The organism is Herbaspirillum sp. WKF16 (assembly GCF_028993615.1).
GTDB lineage: Bacteria > Pseudomonadota > Gammaproteobacteria > Burkholderiales > Burkholderiaceae_D > Herbaspirillum.
Genome location: NZ_CP118632.1, coordinates 2,579,055 through 2,598,560 on the forward strand (window position 1 = coordinate 2,579,055; position 19,506 = coordinate 2,598,560).

Annotated in this window: 18 protein-coding genes; 6 read left to right on the forward strand and 12 right to left on the reverse strand. The window is 67.5% G+C overall.

The features are described from left to right. Positions 1 to 11: 11 nt before the first annotated feature. The 5 genes from bioB to bioD are packed head-to-tail and all read left to right on the forward strand — an operon-like array spanning position 12 to position 5,334. Complete coding sequence (bioB, locus tag Herbaro_RS11790) at positions 12 to 944, forward strand: biotin synthase BioB (protein WP_275014006.1); 933 nt, start codon at positions 12 to 14, stop codon at positions 942 to 944. After that, positions 944 to 2,137 carry a cytochrome P450 gene (locus Herbaro_RS11795; protein ID WP_275009821.1) on the forward strand — a complete coding sequence of 398 codons (1,194 nt, stop codon included), beginning with the start codon at positions 944 to 946 and terminating at the stop codon, positions 2,135 to 2,137. Before bioB ends, Herbaro_RS11795 begins: the two co-directional genes overlap by 1 nt. Further along, a complete protein-coding gene (gene bioF, locus Herbaro_RS11800) occupies positions 2,130 to 3,296 on the forward strand; it encodes an 8-amino-7-oxononanoate synthase (protein WP_275009822.1) in 1,167 nt (388 codons plus the stop codon). The genes Herbaro_RS11795 and bioF overlap by 8 nt, the downstream gene beginning before the upstream one ends. After that, the gene (gene bioA / locus Herbaro_RS11805) at positions 3,293 to 4,636 is read left to right on the forward strand and encodes an adenosylmethionine--8-amino-7-oxononanoate transaminase (protein ID WP_275009823.1); all 1,344 of its coding nucleotides are present in this window, start codon (positions 3,293 to 3,295) and stop codon (positions 4,634 to 4,636) included. The genes bioF and bioA overlap by 4 nt, the downstream gene beginning before the upstream one ends. Next, on the forward strand, positions 4,633 to 5,334 hold the full coding sequence (bioD, locus tag Herbaro_RS11810) for a dethiobiotin synthase (RefSeq protein WP_275009824.1): 702 nt from the start codon (positions 4,633 to 4,635) through the stop codon (positions 5,332 to 5,334). The genes bioA and bioD overlap by 4 nt, the downstream gene beginning before the upstream one ends. Here the strand turns inward: bioD and Herbaro_RS11815 are convergent. The 12 genes from Herbaro_RS11815 to cyoA all read right to left on the reverse strand — a co-directional run bounded on the left by Herbaro_RS11815 (position 5,331) and on the right by cyoA (position 17,802). Further along, a complete protein-coding gene (locus tag Herbaro_RS11815) occupies positions 5,331 to 5,927 on the reverse strand; it encodes a DUF6988 family protein (RefSeq protein WP_275009825.1) in 597 nt (198 codons plus the stop codon). The genes bioD and Herbaro_RS11815 overlap by 4 nt on opposite strands. A gap of 151 nt (positions 5,928 to 6,078) precedes the next feature. Continuing rightward, positions 6,079 to 6,780, reverse strand: coding sequence for an ABC transporter ATP-binding protein (locus Herbaro_RS11820; RefSeq protein WP_275009826.1), 702 nt, complete (start codon positions 6,778 to 6,780; stop codon positions 6,079 to 6,081). Then, the gene (locus Herbaro_RS11825) at positions 6,777 to 7,541 is read right to left on the reverse strand and encodes an ABC transporter ATP-binding protein (protein ID WP_275009827.1); all 765 of its coding nucleotides are present in this window, start codon (positions 7,539 to 7,541) and stop codon (positions 6,777 to 6,779) included. Before Herbaro_RS11825 ends, Herbaro_RS11820 begins: the two co-directional genes overlap by 4 nt. Further along, positions 7,538 to 9,427, reverse strand: a complete 1,890-nt coding sequence (locus tag Herbaro_RS11830) for an ABC transporter permease (RefSeq protein ID WP_275009828.1) — start codon at positions 9,425 to 9,427, stop codon at positions 7,538 to 7,540. The genes Herbaro_RS11825 and Herbaro_RS11830 overlap by 4 nt, the downstream gene beginning before the upstream one ends. A gap of 40 nt (positions 9,428 to 9,467) precedes the next feature. After that, positions 9,468 to 10,685 (reverse strand): ABC transporter substrate-binding protein, encoded by a 1,218-nt coding sequence (locus Herbaro_RS11835; protein ID WP_446719264.1) that lies wholly within the window; start codon positions 10,683 to 10,685, stop codon positions 9,468 to 9,470. A 123-nt stretch (positions 10,686 to 10,808) separates the two neighbouring features. Further along, positions 10,809 to 11,345 carry a response regulator transcription factor gene (locus tag Herbaro_RS11840; protein WP_275009829.1) on the reverse strand — a complete coding sequence of 179 codons (537 nt, stop codon included), beginning with the start codon at positions 11,343 to 11,345 and terminating at the stop codon, positions 10,809 to 10,811. A 156-nt stretch (positions 11,346 to 11,501) separates the two neighbouring features. Beyond that, positions 11,502 to 12,857, reverse strand: coding sequence for an ATP-binding protein (locus Herbaro_RS11845; RefSeq protein WP_275009830.1), 1,356 nt, complete (start codon positions 12,855 to 12,857; stop codon positions 11,502 to 11,504). After that, on the reverse strand, positions 12,854 to 13,684 hold the full coding sequence (locus Herbaro_RS11850; RefSeq protein ID WP_275009831.1) for an SURF1 family protein: 831 nt from the start codon (positions 13,682 to 13,684) through the stop codon (positions 12,854 to 12,856). Before Herbaro_RS11850 ends, Herbaro_RS11845 begins: the two co-directional genes overlap by 4 nt. Then, entirely contained in the window at positions 13,681 to 14,172 is a 492-nt protein-coding gene (gene cyoD, locus Herbaro_RS11855; protein ID WP_275009832.1) for a cytochrome o ubiquinol oxidase subunit IV, read from the reverse strand. The genes Herbaro_RS11850 and cyoD overlap by 4 nt, the downstream gene beginning before the upstream one ends. Continuing rightward, positions 14,169 to 14,795, reverse strand: coding sequence for a cytochrome o ubiquinol oxidase subunit III (cyoC, locus tag Herbaro_RS11860; protein ID WP_275009833.1), 627 nt, complete (start codon positions 14,793 to 14,795; stop codon positions 14,169 to 14,171). The genes cyoD and cyoC overlap by 4 nt, the downstream gene beginning before the upstream one ends. Further along, positions 14,788 to 16,791 (reverse strand): cytochrome o ubiquinol oxidase subunit I, encoded by a 2,004-nt coding sequence (cyoB, locus tag Herbaro_RS11865; protein ID WP_275009834.1) that lies wholly within the window; start codon positions 16,789 to 16,791, stop codon positions 14,788 to 14,790. The genes cyoC and cyoB overlap by 8 nt, the downstream gene beginning before the upstream one ends. Before the next feature lie 78 nt (positions 16,792 to 16,869). Then, on the reverse strand, positions 16,870 to 17,802 hold the full coding sequence (gene cyoA / locus Herbaro_RS11870; RefSeq protein ID WP_275009835.1) for a ubiquinol oxidase subunit II: 933 nt from the start codon (positions 17,800 to 17,802) through the stop codon (positions 16,870 to 16,872). Positions 17,803 to 17,956: 154 nt separating this feature from the next. On the opposite strand from cyoA, the gene Herbaro_RS11875 reads away from it, so the two are divergent. Then, positions 17,957 to 19,300: an MFS transporter gene (locus Herbaro_RS11875; protein WP_275009836.1), complete on the forward strand. Its 1,344-nt coding sequence runs from the start codon at positions 17,957 to 17,959 to the stop codon at positions 19,298 to 19,300. Positions 19,301 to 19,506: the final 206 nt, after the last annotated feature.

Below are 19,506 nucleotides of genomic sequence, written 5' to 3' on the forward strand. Positions count from 1 at the left end.
CCCGGCTCGACATGGCCACCGTCGAGGCCCTCTTCGAGCTGCCCTTCCTCGACCTGCTGTACCGGGCCCAAGGCGTGCACCGCGCGCACCATCCCGCCAACGAGGTGCAGCTCTCGAGCCTGCTCTCGATCAAGACCGGCGGCTGCCCGGAAGACTGCGGCTATTGCTCGCAGTCGTCCCACCACAAGGAGGCGGGCGTGGCGGCCGGCAAGCTGATGGCGCCGGCGGCCGTGCTGGAAGCGGCGCAGGCGGCGCGCGCCCAGGGCGCCACGCGCTTTTGCATGGGCGCGGCCTGGCGCAATCCCAAGGATCGGGACATGGACACCCTGACCGCGATGGTCAGGGACGTGCGTGCGCTCGGCCTGGAGACCTGCATGACGCTGGGCATGCTGGAAGAACAACAGGCGCGCTCGCTGAAGCAGGCCGGCCTCGATTTCTACAACCACAACCTTGACACCGCCCCTGACTTCTACGGCCACGTCATCTCCACCCGCAGCTACCAGGACCGGCTCGACACCATCCGCAAGGTGCAGCAGGCCGGCCTGAACGTATGCAGCGGCGGCATCGTCGGCATGGGCGAGACGCGCCGCCAGCGCGCCGGGCTGATCGCCCAGCTGGCGGCATTGACGCCGCAGCCGGAGTCGGTGCCGATCAACCACCTGGTGCCGATCAAGGGCACGCCGCTGGAGGACGCGCCGGCGCTGGACGAGTTCGAGTTCGTGCGGACCGTGGCGGTGGCGCGCATTGCCGTGCCCGGCGCGGTGATCCGCCTGTCGGCCGGGCGCGAGAGCATGAGCGACGCCACCCAAGCGCTGTGCTTCGCCGCCGGCGCCAACTCCATCTTCCTCGGCAGCAAGCTGCTGACCACGCCCAACGCGCCGGTCTCGGCCGACCTCGAACTGCTGGCGCGCCTGGGCATCCGACCGGCCGCGGGCAAGCCGTGATGTCGGATGCGCCAACGGCCGGGACGGAGCATGGCCCGGTGTGGAGCGAGGACTATGGCGACGGCGCCTGGGTGCTGAGCGGCTACGACGAGGTGGCGGCGGCCTTGCGCGATCCGCGCTTCTCGGTGCGGCGCGCGGCGCGCTGGATCAACAGCGGCATGGCCGCCGGCGGCCGGCCATCGCCGGCGCAGCTCGGCTTCAAGCGGGTGTTCGCGCGCTCGTTGCTGTTTCTCGACGGCCGTGCGCATCGCCGCCTGCGCGACGTGGTGCAGGTCGGCTTCAAGCCGTCCGACCTGCAGCGCCAGGCGCCGGCCATCGCCGCCATCGCGCAAGACCTGATCGCGCGGATCGACCAGCGCGGCGCGCCGGAGTTCGACTTCGTGCAGGCCTTCGCGCGACCGCTGCCGGCGCTGGTGATCGCCGGCCTGCTGGGCTTGCCGGAGCAGGCGACGGATGACTTCATCGCCTGGGCCGCCGAGCTCGCCGCCTTCATCGGCAGCCCCACGCCGGATGCCCGGCAGACGCTGGCGGCGCAGCAGGCGCTGGCCGAGATGGGCGAATACTTCGCGCAGCTCCTGGCGCGCCCCGATGCGCACCAGGGCGACGGCCTGCTGGCGCGCATCGCGGCGGCGCGGCAGGCGCACCGGCTCAGCGCCGTCGAGGCGCTGGCGCAGTGCTGCACCCTGCTCTTCGCCGGTTATGAGACCACCCGCAACCTGCTGGGCAACGGCCTGCTGGCGCTGCTGCGCCATCCCGCGCAATGGGCGGCGCTGCGAGCTTCTCCTGCCGGTCTGCGCGCCGCCGTGCGCGAGATGCTGCGCTACGACAGCCCGGTGCAATACACCGGCCGCCGCCTGGTGGACGACGTCGACATCGGCGGCAGGCGCTTGCGCCGCGGCCAGTTGGCGATCCTCCACATCGGCGCGGCCAACCACGATGCGCGGCGCTTCCCGGAACCGCAGCGTTTCGATATCACCCGTGACCAGGGCCTGCATTTGTCCTTCGGCCGCGGCCCCCACGCCTGCCTGGGCGCGGCATTGACGCAGCTGGAAGCGGAGATCGCCTTCGGCGCCCTGCTGCGCGAGCTGCCCGGCATCGAAGCCGGTGCCGCGCCGCCGGCATGGCAGCCGCCCGGCGCCTATCGTGCGCTGGAGCGCCTGCCCGTCATTTCAAGGAAAGCTCTTCATGCATGACTTCACCCAGGAACTCGCCGGACTCGCCGCACAGAGCCTGGCGCGCACGCGGCACGTAGTGGACGGCCCCCAGGGGCCGGTGTTGGAGGTGGACGGGCAAGCCTGCCTGTCCTTCTGCAGCAACGACTACCTCGGGCTGGCCAACCATCCCGAGCTGGTCGCGGCCTGCGTCTCGGCCGCCGCGCAATACGGCGTGGGCGCCGCCGCCTCCGCGCTGATCTCCGGCCACGCCAGCGCGCACGAGCGGCTGGAGCAGGAGCTGGCCGCCTTCACCGGCCTGCCGCGCGCGCTGTGCTTCTCCAGCGGCTACATGGCCAACCTCGGCATCATCGGCGCCCTGGTGGGCGCCGGCGATACCGTCTTCCTCGATCGCCTGAGCCATGCCTCGCTGATCGACGGCGCGCGGCTGGCGGGCGCGGAGTTCCGCGTCTTCCCGCACAACGACACCGCGCGCCTTGAACAGGTGCTGGCGCGCTGCAAGAGCCGGCGCAAGCTGGTGATCACCGACGCCGTGTTCAGCATGGACGGCGACCTGGCGCCCTTGCCCGAACTGGCCGCGCTGTGCGAGCGCCACGGCGCCTGGCTGCTGGTGGATGACGCCCATGGCTTCGGCGTGCTGGGGCCGCAGGGACGCGGCAGCCTGGCGCATGCCGGCCTGTGCGCGTCGCGCTCGCCCCATGTGCTGTACATGGGCACATTGGGTAAGGCGGCCGGCGCAGCCGGCGCCTTCGTGGCCGGCCACGCCGCGCTGCTCGAATGGATCATGCAGCGCGCCCGCACCTATATGTTCACCACGGCCCATCCGCCCATGCTGGCGGCCGCCGCGTCGGCCGCGCTCGGCGTCATCGCGCGCGACGAATGGCGGCGCGAGCGCTTGCGGGAGCTGGCCCGGCTGCTGCGCCAGGGCCTGGACGGGCTACCGTGGCGGCTGCTGCCCTCGGTCACCGCGATCCAGCCGCTACTCGTCGGCGACAACGCGGCGGCGCGCGCGCTGGCGCAGAGGCTGCGCCAGCTGGGCATCTGGGCGCCGGCAATCTGCCCGCCCACCGTGCCGCGGGGAACGGCGCGCCTGCGCATCAGCCTGTCGGCGCTGCATACGCCGGCGCATGTCGAACAACTGCTTGCCGCCTTGCGCCATGCGGCCGGAGCGCCATCATGAACGCGCCGACGTCGATGGACCTGGCCGCGCGCAGCCTGCGCAGCGTCTGGCATCCCTGCACCCAGATGCGCCGCCACGAGGACATGCCGCCGATCGCCGTCGCGCGCGGCCACGGCCCCTGGCTGTACGACGCCGACGGCCGGCGCTACTTCGATGCGATCAGTTCATGGTGGGTCAACCTGTTCGGCCATACCAATGCGCGCATCAACCGCGCCTTGGTCGACCAGCTGGAGCGGCTGGAGCACGCCATGCTGGCCGGCTTCACGCATGAGCCGGTGGTGGCGCTGTCGGAAAAGCTCTCCGCCCTCACCGGCCACGCGCTGGGCCGCTGCTTCTATGCCTCGGACGGCGCCTCGGCGGTGGAAATCGCGCTCAAGATGAGCGTGCATGCCTGGCGCAATGCCGGGCATGGCGCCAAGACCGAATTCATCTGCGTCGCCGGCGGCTATCACGGCGAGACGCTGGGCGCGCTGGGCGTGACCGACACGGCGCTGTTTCGGGCGCCCTATGAGTCCATGCTGCGCCCGGCGCACATCGCCGCCTCGCCCGACGCGCGCCACGCCTTGCCGGGAGAAGGCGCGGCCGAGGTCGCCGCGCGTGCGCTGGCCGACATGGAACGGCTGCTGCAGGAGCGCCATGGCCAGGTCGCGGCAGTGATCGTGGAGCCGCTGGTGCAGTGCGCCGCCGGCATGGCGATGCACGACGCCGCCTACGTGGCCGGCCTGCGCGCCCTGTGCGACGCCTACGGCGCGCACCTGATCGCCGACGAGATCGCCGTGGGCTGCGGCCGCAGCGGCAGTTTCTTCGCCTGCGAGCAAGCCGGCGTCTGGCCGGACTTCCTGTGCCTGTCCAAGGGCATCAGCGGCGGCTACCTGCCGCTCTCGCTGGTGATGACGCAGGAGTATGTCTACCAGGCCTTCTACGATGACGACGTGCGCCGCGGCTTCCTGCATTCGCACTCCTACACCGGCAACCCGCTGGCCTGCCGCGCCGCGCTGGAGACGCTGGCGATCTTCGAGGATGAGCAGGTGCTGGAACGCAACCGCGGCCTGGCCCAAGCCATGGAGCGCGCGTTGCAGCCGCTGGCGCAGGACGCGCGCATCGCCCGCCCGCGTCGCACCGGCATGATCTGGGCCTGCGACGCGCGGCTGGACGATCCGGCCGATGCCGGCGCCTTCTCGCGCCGCTTCGCGCAGGAGGCCGCGCGCCGGGAGCTGCTGCTGCGCCCCATCGGCAACACGCTGTACCTGATGCCGCCCTACATCCTCGGCGAAGAGGACGTGCAATGGCTGGCCGCCCGCGTGCATGAAGTGTTCGATACCGTCATGGAGGCTGCATGACGGCCGCTCAGCCCGCACGCGGCTTTTTCGTCACCGGCACCGATACCGGGGTGGGCAAGACGCTGGCGGCTGCGGCGCTGATCCGCCTGTTCGCCGGGCGCGGCCTGCGCGCGGCCGGCATGAAGCCGGTCGCCTCCGGCGCCTTCCACGACGGCCGGCGCTGGCGCAACGAAGACGCCGATGCCCTGGTCGCCGCCGCCAACGTCGCCTTGCCGCCGGCGCTGCTCAACCCGTATCTCTTCAGGAGCGCGACGGCGCCGCATATTGCGGCGGCCGAGGAAGGCGTGGCCATCGATATCGACTACTTGCGCGGTTGTCACCGCCGCATCGCCGAGGCGGCGCAGGTGGTCGTGGTGGAAGGCGCGGGAGGCTTCATGGTGCCGCTCGACGATTGCAGCAACACGGACGATCTGGCGGCGGCGCTGGGCCTGCCGGTGATCATGGTGGTGGGGATACGGCTGGGTTGCATCAGCCATGCGCTGCTGACGCAGCAGGCCATCCGCGCCAGGTCGCTGCCGCTGGCGGGCTGGGTGGCCAATCGCATCGATCCGGCCGAACCCTATGCGCTAGCCATGCTGGAGAGCCTGTCGCAACGCATCGGCGCGCCGCTGCTGGCCGACCTGCCGTGGATGGCGCAGCCCGACGCCGCGCGTGCCGCGGCGCTGATCGATCCGGCGCCGCTGGGCCTGCGCCCCTAGCTCGCGGTTCTGCCGCGCGCCTGCGGCGGCGCCACCTCGCCGGCGATGCCGCTCAGGCTGCGATAGGTGGCCAGGCCCAGCTCGGCGATCGAGTTGGACAGGGCCGCCAGCTCGGCCACGGCGTCTTCGGAATAGATCGCATCGACCTCGTTGGACTCCAGCCAGTGGCGAATCCGACGATCGCCCGCGAAAACGAAGTCGCTCAGCTGCGACCAGTGGTCGCGGATGATGGCGGCCTCCTCTTCTTCCCGACCGGCCAGCACGCCGTCCACCTGCGCCACCAGCTGGCGCACGGTCTTGCCGCTACCGTCGCGCATGAAGCGCTCGATCTCGTCGTCGCCGGCGCAGTACCACAGCCACACGGCGTTGAAGGCGGTCTCGATCTGGTGGCGCAGCAGCGCGAAGGCCGAGGCGTGCACCGGCATGTCGTTGCGCAATAGGATGATGATGGCGCTATGGTGCTGCTGGGCCACCGTCAGGCAGCCGATGGCGGCGCAGGCGCGCGGGTCGTCCGGCAATCGCTGGCCGTTCAGCTCGGAGGAAATACGATAGGCCAGGGACTCTGCCCTGGCCAGCATGTGTTCCAGTTCCATGGGAATCCTTCCCGGATGCGTGCGCCTGCCACGCTTGAGCTGGCGGCAGGCGGCGGTTCAGCTTGTTCTCGTTGGACACGTCATCGGCTCACGGTTCCCCTTGATTTTCGGCAACTGGCGGCGGATTTCGCCGGCATCCCGGCAAGCCGCGTCAGAGGCCGTCGGCCGACTGATGAGCTTGCGCGCCGTCGAGGTCGCCGCGGTAGACGATGCGGCCATGGTCGAGCAGGCAGGCGCGGTCGCTGACCAGGCGCGCGAAATGAAAATTCTGTTCGCACAGCAGCACCGCCATGCCCGCCGCCTTCAGCCGCGCGATGGTGTCGGCCATCTGCTCGACGATCACCGGCGCCACGCCTTCGGACGGCTCATCCAGCAGCACCAGGCCGGGATTGCCCATCAGCGTGCGCGCGATGGCCAGCATCTGCTGCTCGCCGCCGCTCATCTGGCCGCCGGCGCGCCCGGGCATGGCGCCCAGGTTGGGAAAGAGATCGAACAAGGCCGCCGGCGTCCAGTGCGGCACGCCCTCGCGCGGCGGCTGGCGGCCGGTTTCCAGGTTCTGCAACACCGTCAGGCCGCTGAACACGCGCCGGTCCTCGGGCACGAAGCCCAGGCCCAGCCGCGCGCGGCGATACGGCGCAAGACCCGACATCTCGCGGCCGTCGAACTCGACCCGGCCCCGGGTGCCGTCGAGCAAGCCCATCAGCGCCTTCAACGTAGTCGATTTGCCCGCGCCGTTGCGCCCCATCAGCGCCACCACCTCGCCGCGCCCGACCTCGAGGTCGAGATCGAACAGGATGTGGGCGCGCCCGTAGAAGGCGTTCAGGCCGCGCGCGCGGAGCAAGGGTTCGCTCATGCCGCACTCCCGCCGAAGGTGGCGCCCGAGCCGAAGTAGACCTCGCGCACACGGGCGTCGTCGCGCACCTCCCGCGCGCTGCCGTCGGCGATCAGGAGGCCGCGCGCCAGCACGATCACGCGATCGGCGTAGGCGAACACCACATCCATGCTGTGTTCGGTAAACAGCACCGACATGCCGCGCTCGCGCACCAGCCGCTGCGTCAGCGCCATCATGTCGTGGCGCTCGCGCGCGGCCATGCCGGCGGTGGGCTCGTCCATCAGCAGCAGGCGCGGCGCATTCGACAGCGCCATGGCCAGCTCGACGCGCTTGATGTCGCCATAGGCCAGCACGCCGCAGGCGCGCCCCGCCTGCGACGCCATGCCCACCTGCTCCAGCAGCTGCATCGCCTCGTCGCGGAAATAAGCCGAGGCCGGACGCCACCACCGGCCCAGCAGGCGCCGGTGCGAGAGCAAGGCCGCCTGCACGTTCTCCAGCACCGTCATCGAATGAAACGCGGCCGATACCTGGAAGGTGCGCCCCACGCCGCGGCGCCAGATATGGCGCGCGTCGAGGCCGGCGATATCCTCGCCTTGCAGCAGCACGGCGCCGCCGTCGGGGCGCAGCTGGCCATTGATGATGTTGAAGCAGGTCGACTTGCCGGCGCCGTTGGGACCGATCAGCGCCAGCAGCTGCCCGGCCGGCAGCTCGAAGGAGACATCGTCGAGCGCCTTCACGCCGCCGAAGGCCTTGGCCAGATGGCTGACTTGCAGCAGGCTCATGCGCCCTCCCCGTTGCGGCCCGGCAGCAGGCGCCGCCACGCGCCGGCCAGGCCGCCCGGGAACAGCAGCACCAGCGCCAGCATCACCAGGCCGAGCAAGGCGCGCCAGTAGTCGGTCTGGCGCGCCACCGCATCTTGCAGCCAGGTGAACAGCGCCCCGCCCACGAGCGGCCCGGCCAGGCTTTGCACGCCGCCCAGCATCACCATTACCAGGCCATCCACCGAGCGGCCCACGCTGGCGGCCTCCGGCGAGATGCTGCCCTTGGAAAACGCAAACAGCACGCCGGCCAGCCCGCAGAACAGGCCCGCCACGGCAAAGCCCAGCCATTGGATGCGGCGTACGTCCATGCCCAGCGCCGCGGCCCGCGCCGAGGAGTCGCGCGCGGCGCGCAGCGCCAGCCCGAACGGCGAATAGACCACCCGGCGCAGCAGCCATACGCCGATGGCGGTGCAGGCCAGCGCCAGGTAGTAATAAGCCACCGGCGAAGCGAAACCCTCGGCCGGACGAAGGCCGACCAGGCCGTTGCTGCCGCCGGTAAGGTCGTCCCATTGGAAGATCACGGCCCAGACGATCTGGGCGAAGGCCAGCGTGAGCATGGCCAGGTAGACGCCCGACAGGCGCACGCAGAACCAGCCGAACAGCAAGGCGCCCAGCAGCGCGACCAGCGGCCCGGCGACGAAGGCGGCAGCCATGCCCCAGTGCAGCTTCAAGGCGAACAGCGCGGCGCCGTACGCGCCCAGGCCGAAATAGGCGGCGTGCCCGAACGAGGCCATGCCGCCCGGTCCCATCATGAAATGCAGGCTGGCGGCGAACAGCACGGCCACCAGGATCTCCACCATCAGCACCGGCAGATAAGGGAAGCTGCCGGCGACCAGCGGCAAGGCGATCAGCGCCAGCAGCAGCGCGCCGCCTGCCAGGCGCGAGGCCCGGCCCGGCGCCGGCAGCGGCGCGTCGTGGCCGGTATGGCGCGGCGCCGGCGGCGGCTTGCCGAACAGGCCCCAGGGACGCGCCACCAGGATCGCCGCCATCACCAGGAACTCCGCCACCAGGGTCAGGCGCGAGAGCGAGATGTCGATGCCCAGCAGCGAGACATCGCCCAGCGCGATGCACAGCGCCTTGATCTCGGCGATCAGCAAGGCTGCGGCGAAGGCGCCGCCGATCGAGCCCATGCCGCCGACCACCACCACCACGAAGGCGTTGCTGATGACGTCCAGGTCCAGCGCCAGGTTGGCCGGCATGCGCGGCCCTTGCAGCGCGCCGCCCAGGCCGGCCAGGAAGCAGCCCAGCGCGAACACGCCGGTGAACAGCCACGCCTGGTTCACGCCCAGCGCGCCCAGCATCTCGCGATCCTGGGTGGCGGCGCGGATCAGCGTGCCCCAGCGCGTGCGGTTGGTCAGCAGCCACAGCAGCGCGAACACCAGCGGACCGATGCAGATCAGCAGCAGGTCGTATTGCGGCAGGCGCCGGCCCAGCAGCTGCACCGCGCCGGACAACCCTGGCGCGCGCGGCGCGAACAGGTCTTCCGGCCCCCAGTGCCAGAGCGCGGCGTCCTTGATCACCAGCACCAGCGCGAAGGTAGCCAGCAGCTGGAACAGTTCGGGCGCGCGGTAGATGCGACGCAGGACGGCGATCTCGACTGCCGCCCCGATGGCCGCGACAGCCAGCGCCGCCAGCAGCACGGCCGCCCAGAAACCCAGGCCGGTGGCGCCGATGGCGTCCACCAGGCTGTAGGCGATGTAGATGCCCAGCATGTAGAACGAGCCGTGGGCGAAGTTGACGATGCGCGTGACGCCGAAGATCAGCGACAGCCCGGCCGCCACCAGGAACATGGCGGAGGCGTCGGCCAGGCCGTTGAGCAGCTGGACGGTGAGGCTGGCAAGCGTCATGGCAGCGCCGGCCGGATCGGGCGGGACATCAAATGGGCAATCAGTCGGCCGGACGCAGCTTCTTCACTTCGGCGTCGGGCAACTGCAGCGCGGCGCCGTCGACGTAGGTGAAGCTGGTCATGATGCCGCGGCCGTCCTTCACGCCGGTGCGGCCGACGAAGGCGCCCAGCGTGGACTGGTGGTCTTGCGCGCGGTAGACGATGGGCGCCACCGGGGTATCGACCTTGAGGCCGGAAAAGGCAGCGGCCAGCTTGTCGGCGTCGACGCTGCCGGCCTTCCTGATGCCGGCGGCGATCGACATCAGCGCGGAGTAGCCGACCAGCGAGCCGTTGCGAGGATAGTCGTTGAATTTCTTGCGGTAGGCCTCGACGAACTTCTTGTGCTCGGGCGTGTTGATCGCATACCAGGGATAGCCGGTGACGATCCAGTTGACCGGGGCTTCGCCCTTCAACGGATCCAGGTATTCCGGCTCGCCGGTCAGCAGCGACACCACCTCGACACCCTCGAACAGGCCGCGGGTATTGCCCTCGCGCACGAACTTGCCGAGGTCGGCGGCGAACAGCGCGTTGAAGATGGCGTCGGGCCTGGCGTCGGCCAGCGCCTGGGTGACCGGGCCGGCGTCGATCTTGCCCAGCGGCGTGGCTTGCTCGGCGACGAACTCCACGTCCGGCTGCGCCTGCTTCAGCAGCGCCTTGAAGCTGGCCACGGCGGACTGGCCGTATTCATAGTTGGGATAGACCAGCGCCCAGCGCTTCTTCTTGAGCTTGACGGCCTCCTTCACCACCGAGGCCACCAGCATGTAGGTCGAAGGGCGCAGGCGATAAGTGTACTTGTTGCCGTTCTGCCAGACGATCTTGTCGGTCAGCGGCTCGGCGGCCAGGAAGAACACCTTGTGCTGCTTCGCGTAGTCGGTCAGCGCCAGGCCGGTGTTGGAGAGGAAGCCGCCGAACAGCAGCGCCACGCGCTCGCGCGCCACCAGTTCCTCGGCAATGCGCACCGAGTCGCCCGGATTGCCGTTGTCGTCGCGCGCCACCACTTCCAGCTTCTTGCCCAGCACGCCGCCGGCGGCGTTGACTTCCTCCAGCGCCATCTCCCAGCCGCGGCGGTACGGCTCGAGGAAAGCCGGCTGCGCCTTGTAGCTGTTGATCTCGCCGATGCGGATGGTGGACTGCGCCTGCGCGCCGCCGGCCGCGGCCAGTGTGACGGCGGCGCTGGCCAACAGCAGGCCGCGCTGGAAAAAACCGATGCGATGGGTCACGTCATTTCCTTTTTGGTGTCGTTGCGTTCTTGCGCCGCCCGGCGCGTGGTCCGCCGGCGGCGCTGCGGGCGTAATGATACCCGTTGTGGCGCCATCAGGCCGACGCCGCGCGCAACCCGGCGCTTACTTGATGCGCTGCTTTTCCAGCTTGCGGGCCAGGGTGCGGCGATGCATGCCGAGCCGGCGGGCGGTTTCGGAGATGTTGAAGTCGGTTTCCACCAGCACCTCGTGGATGCGCTCCCATTCCAGCGTCTTGATGGAGGTGACGCGCGCCGAAAGCTCGAGGTCGGCGATGCCGGCCACATGGCCGAAGGCGGCTTCGATGTCGTCGGTGTTGGAGGGCTTGGCGAGGTATTGGCAGGCGCCCAGCTTGATCGCCTCGACCGCCGTGGTGATGCTGGCGAAGCCGGTCAGCACCACGATCAGCATGGCGTCGTCGTGGGCGTGCAGCATCTGCACGCAGGCCAGGCCCGAGGCGTTGCCGGAGAGTTTCAGGTCGACCACGGCATAGCCGGGGTTGTGATCCTTCAGATGAAGGGCCGCTTCCTCCTGGTTGGAGGCTTGCAGCACCGTGTAGCCGCGGCGCTCGAACGAGCGGCCCAGGGTGCGGGCGAAGGCGGCGTCGTCCTCGATGATCAGGAGCAGGCGATCAGCCGGCATGTTGCTTTCCCAGTATTTCTATTTTCCCAACCCGCTATTGTATTGCGAGTTTGGACGTTGGCACTTACACCAAGGTATGAAATCGGGATTGATCGGCGTCAAACGCCCGCCCGGCAAGGCTTGAGGAGGATCAAAAAAAGATGCGCGACGAAAAAGTCAGGCGTCGCCGGGCCCGTCGGCGGCCTCTTCCAGGCTGATGGCCGACAGCGGCAGGGACAGCGTCACCCGCGCGCCCCCGGCCTCGCGGTTGCTGGCCGAGATGCGCCCGCCCAGCTTGCGCGCGACGTTGACCACGAAGAACAGGCCCAGGCCCCGCCCTGGCTTGCCCTTGGTGGACTGGTAGGGCTTGCCGAGCTGGTTGATCATCCAGTCCGGGAAACCGGGGCCGTGGTCGGTCACCTCCACCAGCAACAGGTCGCCATCGCGCCGCACCAGCAGCGAGAGCCACTGGGGCGAGACCTCGAAGGCGTTGTCCAGCACGTTGCCCAGCATCTGCTTGATGGCCGAATCGAAGGCCACCGGCAGGTCGTGCTCGATCAGGTTGCGGTATTCGAACACCTCCACCGGGCGCGAGCGGCGCCAGTCGTCGGCGACGCTGTCGAGGAAGGTATTGAGCGTGGTCTTGACCGAGGACTCGCCGCGCGCCTGGCCGGCCGACAGCAGCACGCCGCTGACGATGGACTTGCAGCGCTGCAGTTGCGCTTCCATCTCGGCGATGTCGTCCACCAGCTCGGGGCGCTGGCTGATCTCGGGCATGCGGCGCCAGTCGCCCAGGATCACCGAGACGGTCGCCAGCGGCGTGCCCAGCTCGTGGGCCGCGCCCGAGGCCAGCAGGCCCATGCGCACGATGTGGTCCTCCTCGGCCGAGCGCTGGCGCAGGTCGGCCAGCAAGGCGTCGCCGGCGCGCAGGTTGCTGTTGATGCGGGTGATGAAGAACACCATCAGGCCGGCGTTGAGCAGGAAGCAGATCAGCGTGCCTTCCACGTACAGGCTGAACAGGCCGGCGCTGTGGTCGGGCGGCAGCGCCAGCGGCTCCGAGAACAGCGCCAGGCTGGCCAGGCAAGCCATGGTGACGCCGACGATGGTCCAGCTCGACCAGGGCTTCAGGAGCACCGCCGAGAGGATGATCTGCATCAGGTAGAGGAAGGCGAACGGATTGGAGATGCCGCCGGAGAGATAGAGCTGGAAGCTCAGCACCGCCACGTCCACCAGCAAGGCCAGGAACAGCTCGGCGTTGGAGACCGTGCGCCGCTCGTGCCAGCGCAGGTGGCTGGCGACGTTGAAGGCGATCAGGCAGGACAGCACCTCCAGCATGTGCGGCAACGGCAGGTGGATGCCGAACACCAGCACCACGAAGGCGATGGTGGAGATCTGCCCCAGCACCGCCAGCCAGCGCAGCTGGATCAGCAGCAGCATGTTCTGGTGGCCGGCCGGGTTCTCCTCGCCCTGGCGCAGGCGCGCCCAGCGTTCCCTGAGCGTCCTGCGCTTGACCGGCGTATCGGTGGCGGTCATGCCCGGCTTATCCCGCGACGGCGGCGCTCGTCGCGCACCACCCACCACCCGGCCGCAGCCATCATCAGGGCCAGCGCATACCAGGTCAGCGCATAGACCAGATGGCTGTTGTGGAAGGCGATCACGGTCAGCCCGCCCACCGGTTTCTCGGCGTCGGGCGCGGCGGCGGCATTGGACTCCGAGCTGGCCTTGTCGGCGTCGACGAAGTAAGGCGCGACAGCGCCCAGCCCGCGCGCGGCGGCGATCGCGTCGACGTCGCGCGAATACCAGCGGTTCTGCGCGGCGTCGTTGCTGCGCAGGAAACCGCCGCCCTGCTCGCTCACGCGCAGCAGGCCGACCACCTCGACCGGCCGGTCGGCGGCGCCGTCGGGCGCGGTGCTGGCGATCAGCTTGATCGGCGAGGTGCTGACGAAGCCGCGGTTGACCAGCACGATATCGCCGTTGGCGGCCTGCAGCGGGGTCATCAGCCAGGAGCCGCTGCCGAGATCCGTGCTGGCCTGCACGGCGGTGGTCTTGCTGTACAGGTAGCGGCCGGTGAGTGCGACGCGGCGGTACTCGTCCCGGTCCGCCGAGACCTGCGGCCAGAGCTCACGCGCCGGCGCCGGCGATGGCGCGGCGTGCACCCGCGCGTCGACCTTGGCGATCAGGGCAAGTTTCCATTGCAGGCGGTAGACCTGCCAGGTTCCCAGCGCGGCGAAGGCCAGAAAGAAAAATCCCGCGCAAAGGGCCAGGAAAACCAGGCTGGCCTTTGAGCGGGATGCCGGAGCCGCCTTCGCGGCCCCGTTTTCCTTGCCTTGCGTCACGCCATTGCTTGGCGTTTGGCTCATTTCGATTGCGCTGCGCCGTGCTGCATGCCGGGCATGCTTTGCTGCATCGATTGCGGCACGGTTTCAGTAGGCATGTTTTCCGGCGACATGGTCGGCATCATGTTGTGGTTCATGTGGTACATGACCCACAGCGAACCGGACAAGGCGATGCCGACGATGATGATGGTGAAGATCATCGACAGCATGTTCCAGCCGCCTTCGGACTTGCTGTTCATGTGCAGGAAGTACTTGATGTGCACCACGATCTGCACGGCGGCGAACGCCAGCAGGACGATGCCGAGGCGCGCCGAGCTTTCGATCGACTTGCTCATCACCAGCCAGAACGGGATCGCGGTCAGGATCACGGCCAGCACGAAACCGGTGACGTAGTCCTTCATCGAGCCGTGCGCGGCGTGGTCGCCATGACCGTGGCCATGCTCGTGGCCGTGGTCATGCTCGTCGTGATGGCCCATCGGTCGGGCCGGGTGTTCTTGGTGGCCGCGGCTCATGGCAGGACTCCCATCAGGTAGACAAAGGTGAAGACGCCGATCCAGACCACGTCCAGGAAGTGCCAGAACATCGACAGGCACATCAGGCGACGGCCGTTGGCCTCGGTCAGGCCGTGCTTGTTGATCTGGAACAGCAGCACGACCAGCCAGATGATGCCGAAGGACACGTGCAGGCCGTGGGTGCCGACCAGCGCGAAGAACGAGGTCAGGAAACCGCTGCGCGCGGGACCCGCGCCTTCGTGGATCAGGTGCAGGAACTCATACAGTTCGAAGTAGATGAACCCGGCGCCCAGGAGGCCGGTGATGACCAGCCAGACGATCGTGTTCTGCTGCTTCTTGGCCTGCATGGCCAGCATGGCGAAGCCGTAGGTGATCGACGACAGCAGCAGCAGCGCGGTGTTGAGCGCCACCAGCGGCAGGTCGAACAGCTCGGCGCCGGTCGGGCCGCCGGCGTAGTTGCGGCCGAGGACCGCATAGCACGCGAACAGGCAGGCGAAGATCAGGCAATCGCTCATCAGGTAGATCCAGAAGCCCAGCATGGTGCCGTTCTCCGGATGATGATGGCGGACGAAGTAGCGCGAGCTTGGCGTCGCGTCGGCCGTGTGGTTGATTGCTTCAGACATGGCTATTCAACAGGCGAGTGCGCTCTGCTTCGACACGGACGACTTCGTCGGCCGGGATGTAGTAGTCGCGGTTGTAATTAAAGGTGTGGACGATAGTGGCCACCACCACGGCGATGAAGGCGGCCACGGCCGGAATCCACATCTGCCAGATCAGGGCGAAGCCGCAGGCTGCCGACAGCGCAGCGATGATGAAGCCGGCGCCGGTGTTCTTGGGCATGTGGATCTCGACGAAGTCGCCCAGCGGACGCTGGTACTTGTTCTTCTTCATGTCGGCCCAGGCGTCGTTGTCGTACACGACCGGGGTGAAGGCGAAGTTGTAGTCAGGCGGCGGCGACGAGGTCGACCATTCCAGGGTGCGGGCGTTCCACGGGTCGCCGGTGACGTCGGCCAGTTGCTTGCGGTCGCGGATCGAGACGGCGATCTGGATGATGAACGACAGGATGCCCAGGCCGACCAGCGCGGCGCCGACGGCGGCAATCACGAACCAGATCTGCAGCGACGGATCGTCGAAGTGGCTCATGCGGCGGGTCACGCCCATCAGGCCCAGCACGTACAGCGGCATGAAGGCCAGGTAGAAGCCGACGAACCAGAACCAGAAGGAGCACTTGCCCCAGAAGGCGTTGAGCTTGAAGCCGAAGGCCTTCGGGAACCAGAAGTTGATGCCGGCGAACATGCCGAACACCACGCCGCCGATGATCACGTTGTGGAAGTGGGCAATCAGGAACAGGCTGTTGTGCAGCACGAAGTCGGCCGGGGGAACGGCCAGCAGCACGCCGGTCATGCCGCCGATCACGAAGGTGATCATGAAGCCGATGGTCCACAGCATGGGGACTTCGAAGCGGATGCGGCCGCGATACATGGTGAACAGCCAGTTGAAGATCTTGGCGCCCGTCGGGATCGAGATGATCATCGTCGTGATGCCGAAGAACGAGTTCACGCTGGCGCCCGAACCCATGGTGAAGAAGTGGTGCAGCCACACCAGGTAGGACAGGATGGTGATCACGACGGTCGCGTACACCATGGAGGTGTAGCCGAACAGGCGCTTGCCGCTGAAGGTCGAGACGACTTCGGAGAAGATGCCGAACGCCGGCAGAACCAGGATGTAGACCTCGGGGTGGCCCCAGATCCAGATCAGGTTCACGTACATCATGGCGTTGCCGCCCATGTCGTTGGTGAAGAAGTTGGTGCCGAACACGCGGTCCAGCGACAGCATGGCCAGCACCGCGGTCAGCACCGGGAAGGCGGCCACGATCAGCACGTTGGTGCACAGCGAGGTCCAGGTGAAGACGGGCATCTTCATCATGTTCATGCCCGGGGCGCGCATCTTGACGATGGTCACCACCAGGTTGATGCCCGAGAGCAAGGTCCCTACCCCGGCAATCTGCAGCGCCCATATGTAGTAGTCGACCCCGACGTCCGGGCTGTACAGGATGCCCGACAGCGGCGGATACGCCAGCCAGCCGGTGCGGGCGAATTCGCCCACGAACAGCGAGGCCATCACCAGCAGCGCGCCGAAGGTGGTCATCCAGAAGCTGAAGTTGTTCAGGAACGGGAAGGCCACGTCGCGCGCGCCGATCTGCAGGGGCACGACGTAGTTCATCAGGCCGGTCACCAGGGGCATGGCCACGAAGAAGATCATGATCACGCCGTGGGCGGTGAACACCTGGTCGTAGTGGTGCGGCGGCAGGAAGCCGGCGTTGTCGCCGAAGGCGATGGCCTGCTGGGCGCGCATCATCAGCGCGTCGGCGAAGCCGCGCAGCAGCATGACGATGGCCAGTACGATGTACATGATGCCAATGCGCTTGTGGTCGATACTGGTGAACCAGTCGCGCCAGAGCATGCCCCACAGGCGGTATTTGGTGAGCAGGGCCAGCATTACCAGGCCGCCCACCGCCACCATGGCGAAGGTACCGAGCAGGATCGGCTCATGGTATGGAATCGCTTCCAGGCTGAGGCGACCGAAGATCAGCTTTATCAGGTCAAAATTGTCGGACATCTTTACTTCCCGGGGAAAAAGGAAATCACGGCGCGGCGGCGGGCCACCGCGCCAATACGGCTACTGCGCTCGGAACGATCACTCATGCTTCTGCTGGCCGGGCTTCACATTCAGGTCGGTGGACATCATCTTGTCCAGGCAGACCGAATTGGGCGCGACGCAGCGATTCACGATGGCGTGGAACAAACCGGCATCGACAGTGCCGAACAGGCGTGCGGGCTCGCGCTCGCTGGGCTGCTCCAGCTTCAGGTAGTCGGCGCGGCTCATGGTGCCGGAGTCGGCCTTGGCCTTCTTGACCCACTCGTCGAACCCTTGCTGGTCCAGGCCATGGAACTTGAAGCGCATGTGCGAGAAGCCGGCGCCGCTGTAGTTGGCCGAGAAGCCTTCATATTCGCCGGGCTTGTTGATCACGGCGTGCAGCTTGGTCTCCATGCTCGGCATGGCGTAGATCTGGCCGGCCAGCGCGGGGATGTAGAACGAGTTCATCACGTTGGAGGCGGTGATCTTGAACTGGATCTGCGTATCGACCGGGGCCGCCAGTTCATTCACGGTGGCGATGCCCTGCTCCGGATAGATGAACAGCCACTTCCAGTCCAGCGCCACCACTTCGACCGTCAGGGTCTTGGCCTGCGGCGACAGCGGACGCTCGGCGTCGATGCGCGACAGCGGACGGTACGGATCCAGCGTGTGGGTGGTGATCCAGGTCAGCAGGCCCAGCGCGATGATGATCAGCAGCGGCGCGCCCCAGATGATCAGCTCCAGGCGGGTCGAGTGATCCCAGTCCGGCTCGTAGGGCGCGGAGGTGTTGCCCTTGCGGTAGCGCCAGGCGAACAGCAGGGTCAGGATGATCACCGGGATGATGATGATGAGCATCAGGACGGTGGAGATAACGATCAGGCGAGCCTGTTGGTTCGCGATGTCGCCGGAGGGATTCATGACTACGGTGTTGCATCCAGCCAACAAAAGAGCAGGCAGAAGAAGCAATCCGCGACGGAGTATTTGAGAAACCATGGAGGAAAAGTCCAGTCGTATGTAGCAGAGCATGCTAATGTAACGGCAATAAAGTGTGTTGGCGATTGGACGTTTTGTCCCACCCCACAAGCCACGACCGCCGGGATGGGATTTTCGTACTGCGACTAAACCTCTAACAGTGGGAGACAAAGCCATGGCAAGCACCAGCATCCACAACGGTCAAGGTTCCAGCGAGTTCCGGCCGAATTCCAACGTCCCTCCCGCCGCCCGCGATCATGGGCACATCGAGCCCGGTGAAATCGCCGTCGGCGTGGTCATCGGACGAGCGTCCGAGTATTTCGACTTCTTCGTATACGCCTTGGCGTCGGTATTGGTGTTTCCGGCCATTTTCTTTCCTTTCGAACAGAGGCTGGAAGGCACGCTCTACGCGTTCGTGATCTTTGCGTTCGCGTTCCTGGCCAGACCTATCGGCACAGCGATATTCATGGCGATCCAGCGGGCGTACGGAAGAGAAGTGAAGCTGACGCTGGCGCTGTTCCTGCTTGGTTTTTCAACGGCGGGTATTGCCTTGCTGCCAACTTTTGATCATATAGGCGTGTGGGCCATTGTCCTGCTGTCGCTGCTGCGGGTCGGACAAGGCATTGCGCTGGGCGGGGCCTGGGACGGCTTGCCTTCGCTGCTGGCCATGAACGCCCCCCAGAACAAGCGCGGATGGTATGCAGCCCTCGGCCAGCTTGGCGCGCCGCTTGGTTTCGTGATTGCGGCGAGCCTGTTTGCCTATATGCTGGCAAATCTTACCACGGAAGATTTCCTGGATTGGGGCTGGCGCTTTCCTTTTTATGTCGCTTTCGCGATTAACGTTGTAGCGCTGTTCGCCCGCCTGCGCCTGGTTTCCACCCCGGAATACGCCAAGCTGCTGGACGAGCGCGAACTGGAGCCGGCCGGCATCATCGAGCTGACCACCACGCAGGGCCGCAACATCATCATCGGCGCCCTCGCCGCCCTGGCCAGCTATGCGCTGTTCCACCTGGTGACGGTGTTCCCGCTGTCCTGGATCAAGCTGTACTCGCTGCGCGAGACGGCCGACTTCCTGGTGGTGCAGATCATCGGCGGCGCCATCATGGCGCTGGGCATCCTGGCCTCCGGCCTGATCGCCGACCGCTTCGGCCGCCGCACCACGCTGGGCTCGATGGCGCTGCTGATCGCCATCCTCTCGGCCTTCGTGCCGGCCCTGATGAACGGCGGCGAGTCCGGCCAGAACACCTTCATCCTGATCGGCTTCGCCTTGCTGGGCCTGTCCTACGGCCAGGCTGCCGGCGCCGTGACCGCCAACTTCCAGAGCCGCTATCGCTATACCGGCGCCGCCCTGACCCAGGACGTCGCCTGGCTGGTGGGCGCAGGCTTCGCCCCGCTGGTGGCGCTGGGCCTGTCGGCGCACTTCGGCATGGCCTATGTGAGCTTCTACCTGCTGTCGGGCGCAGTCGGCTCGCTGGCGGCGCTGAGCCTGAACCGGGCGCTGGAGTCGAAGGAAGAGTAAGCGCCTGAAGTCCTCGCCAGGCGCATCGCAAAACCCGGAAGTCCGCTTCCGGGTTTTGTCTTTTTGGGCCGCTGAAAAAATCGCCGGCCTGATGCATCCGCGCGACAGAATGTGATTTTTGATGGATTTTAGGGAAAACCCTGACGGCGATTGCCTCCTGGCTAGGGGAATACCCGATTAGCGGGTGACGCAGCGCAACCTAAAGT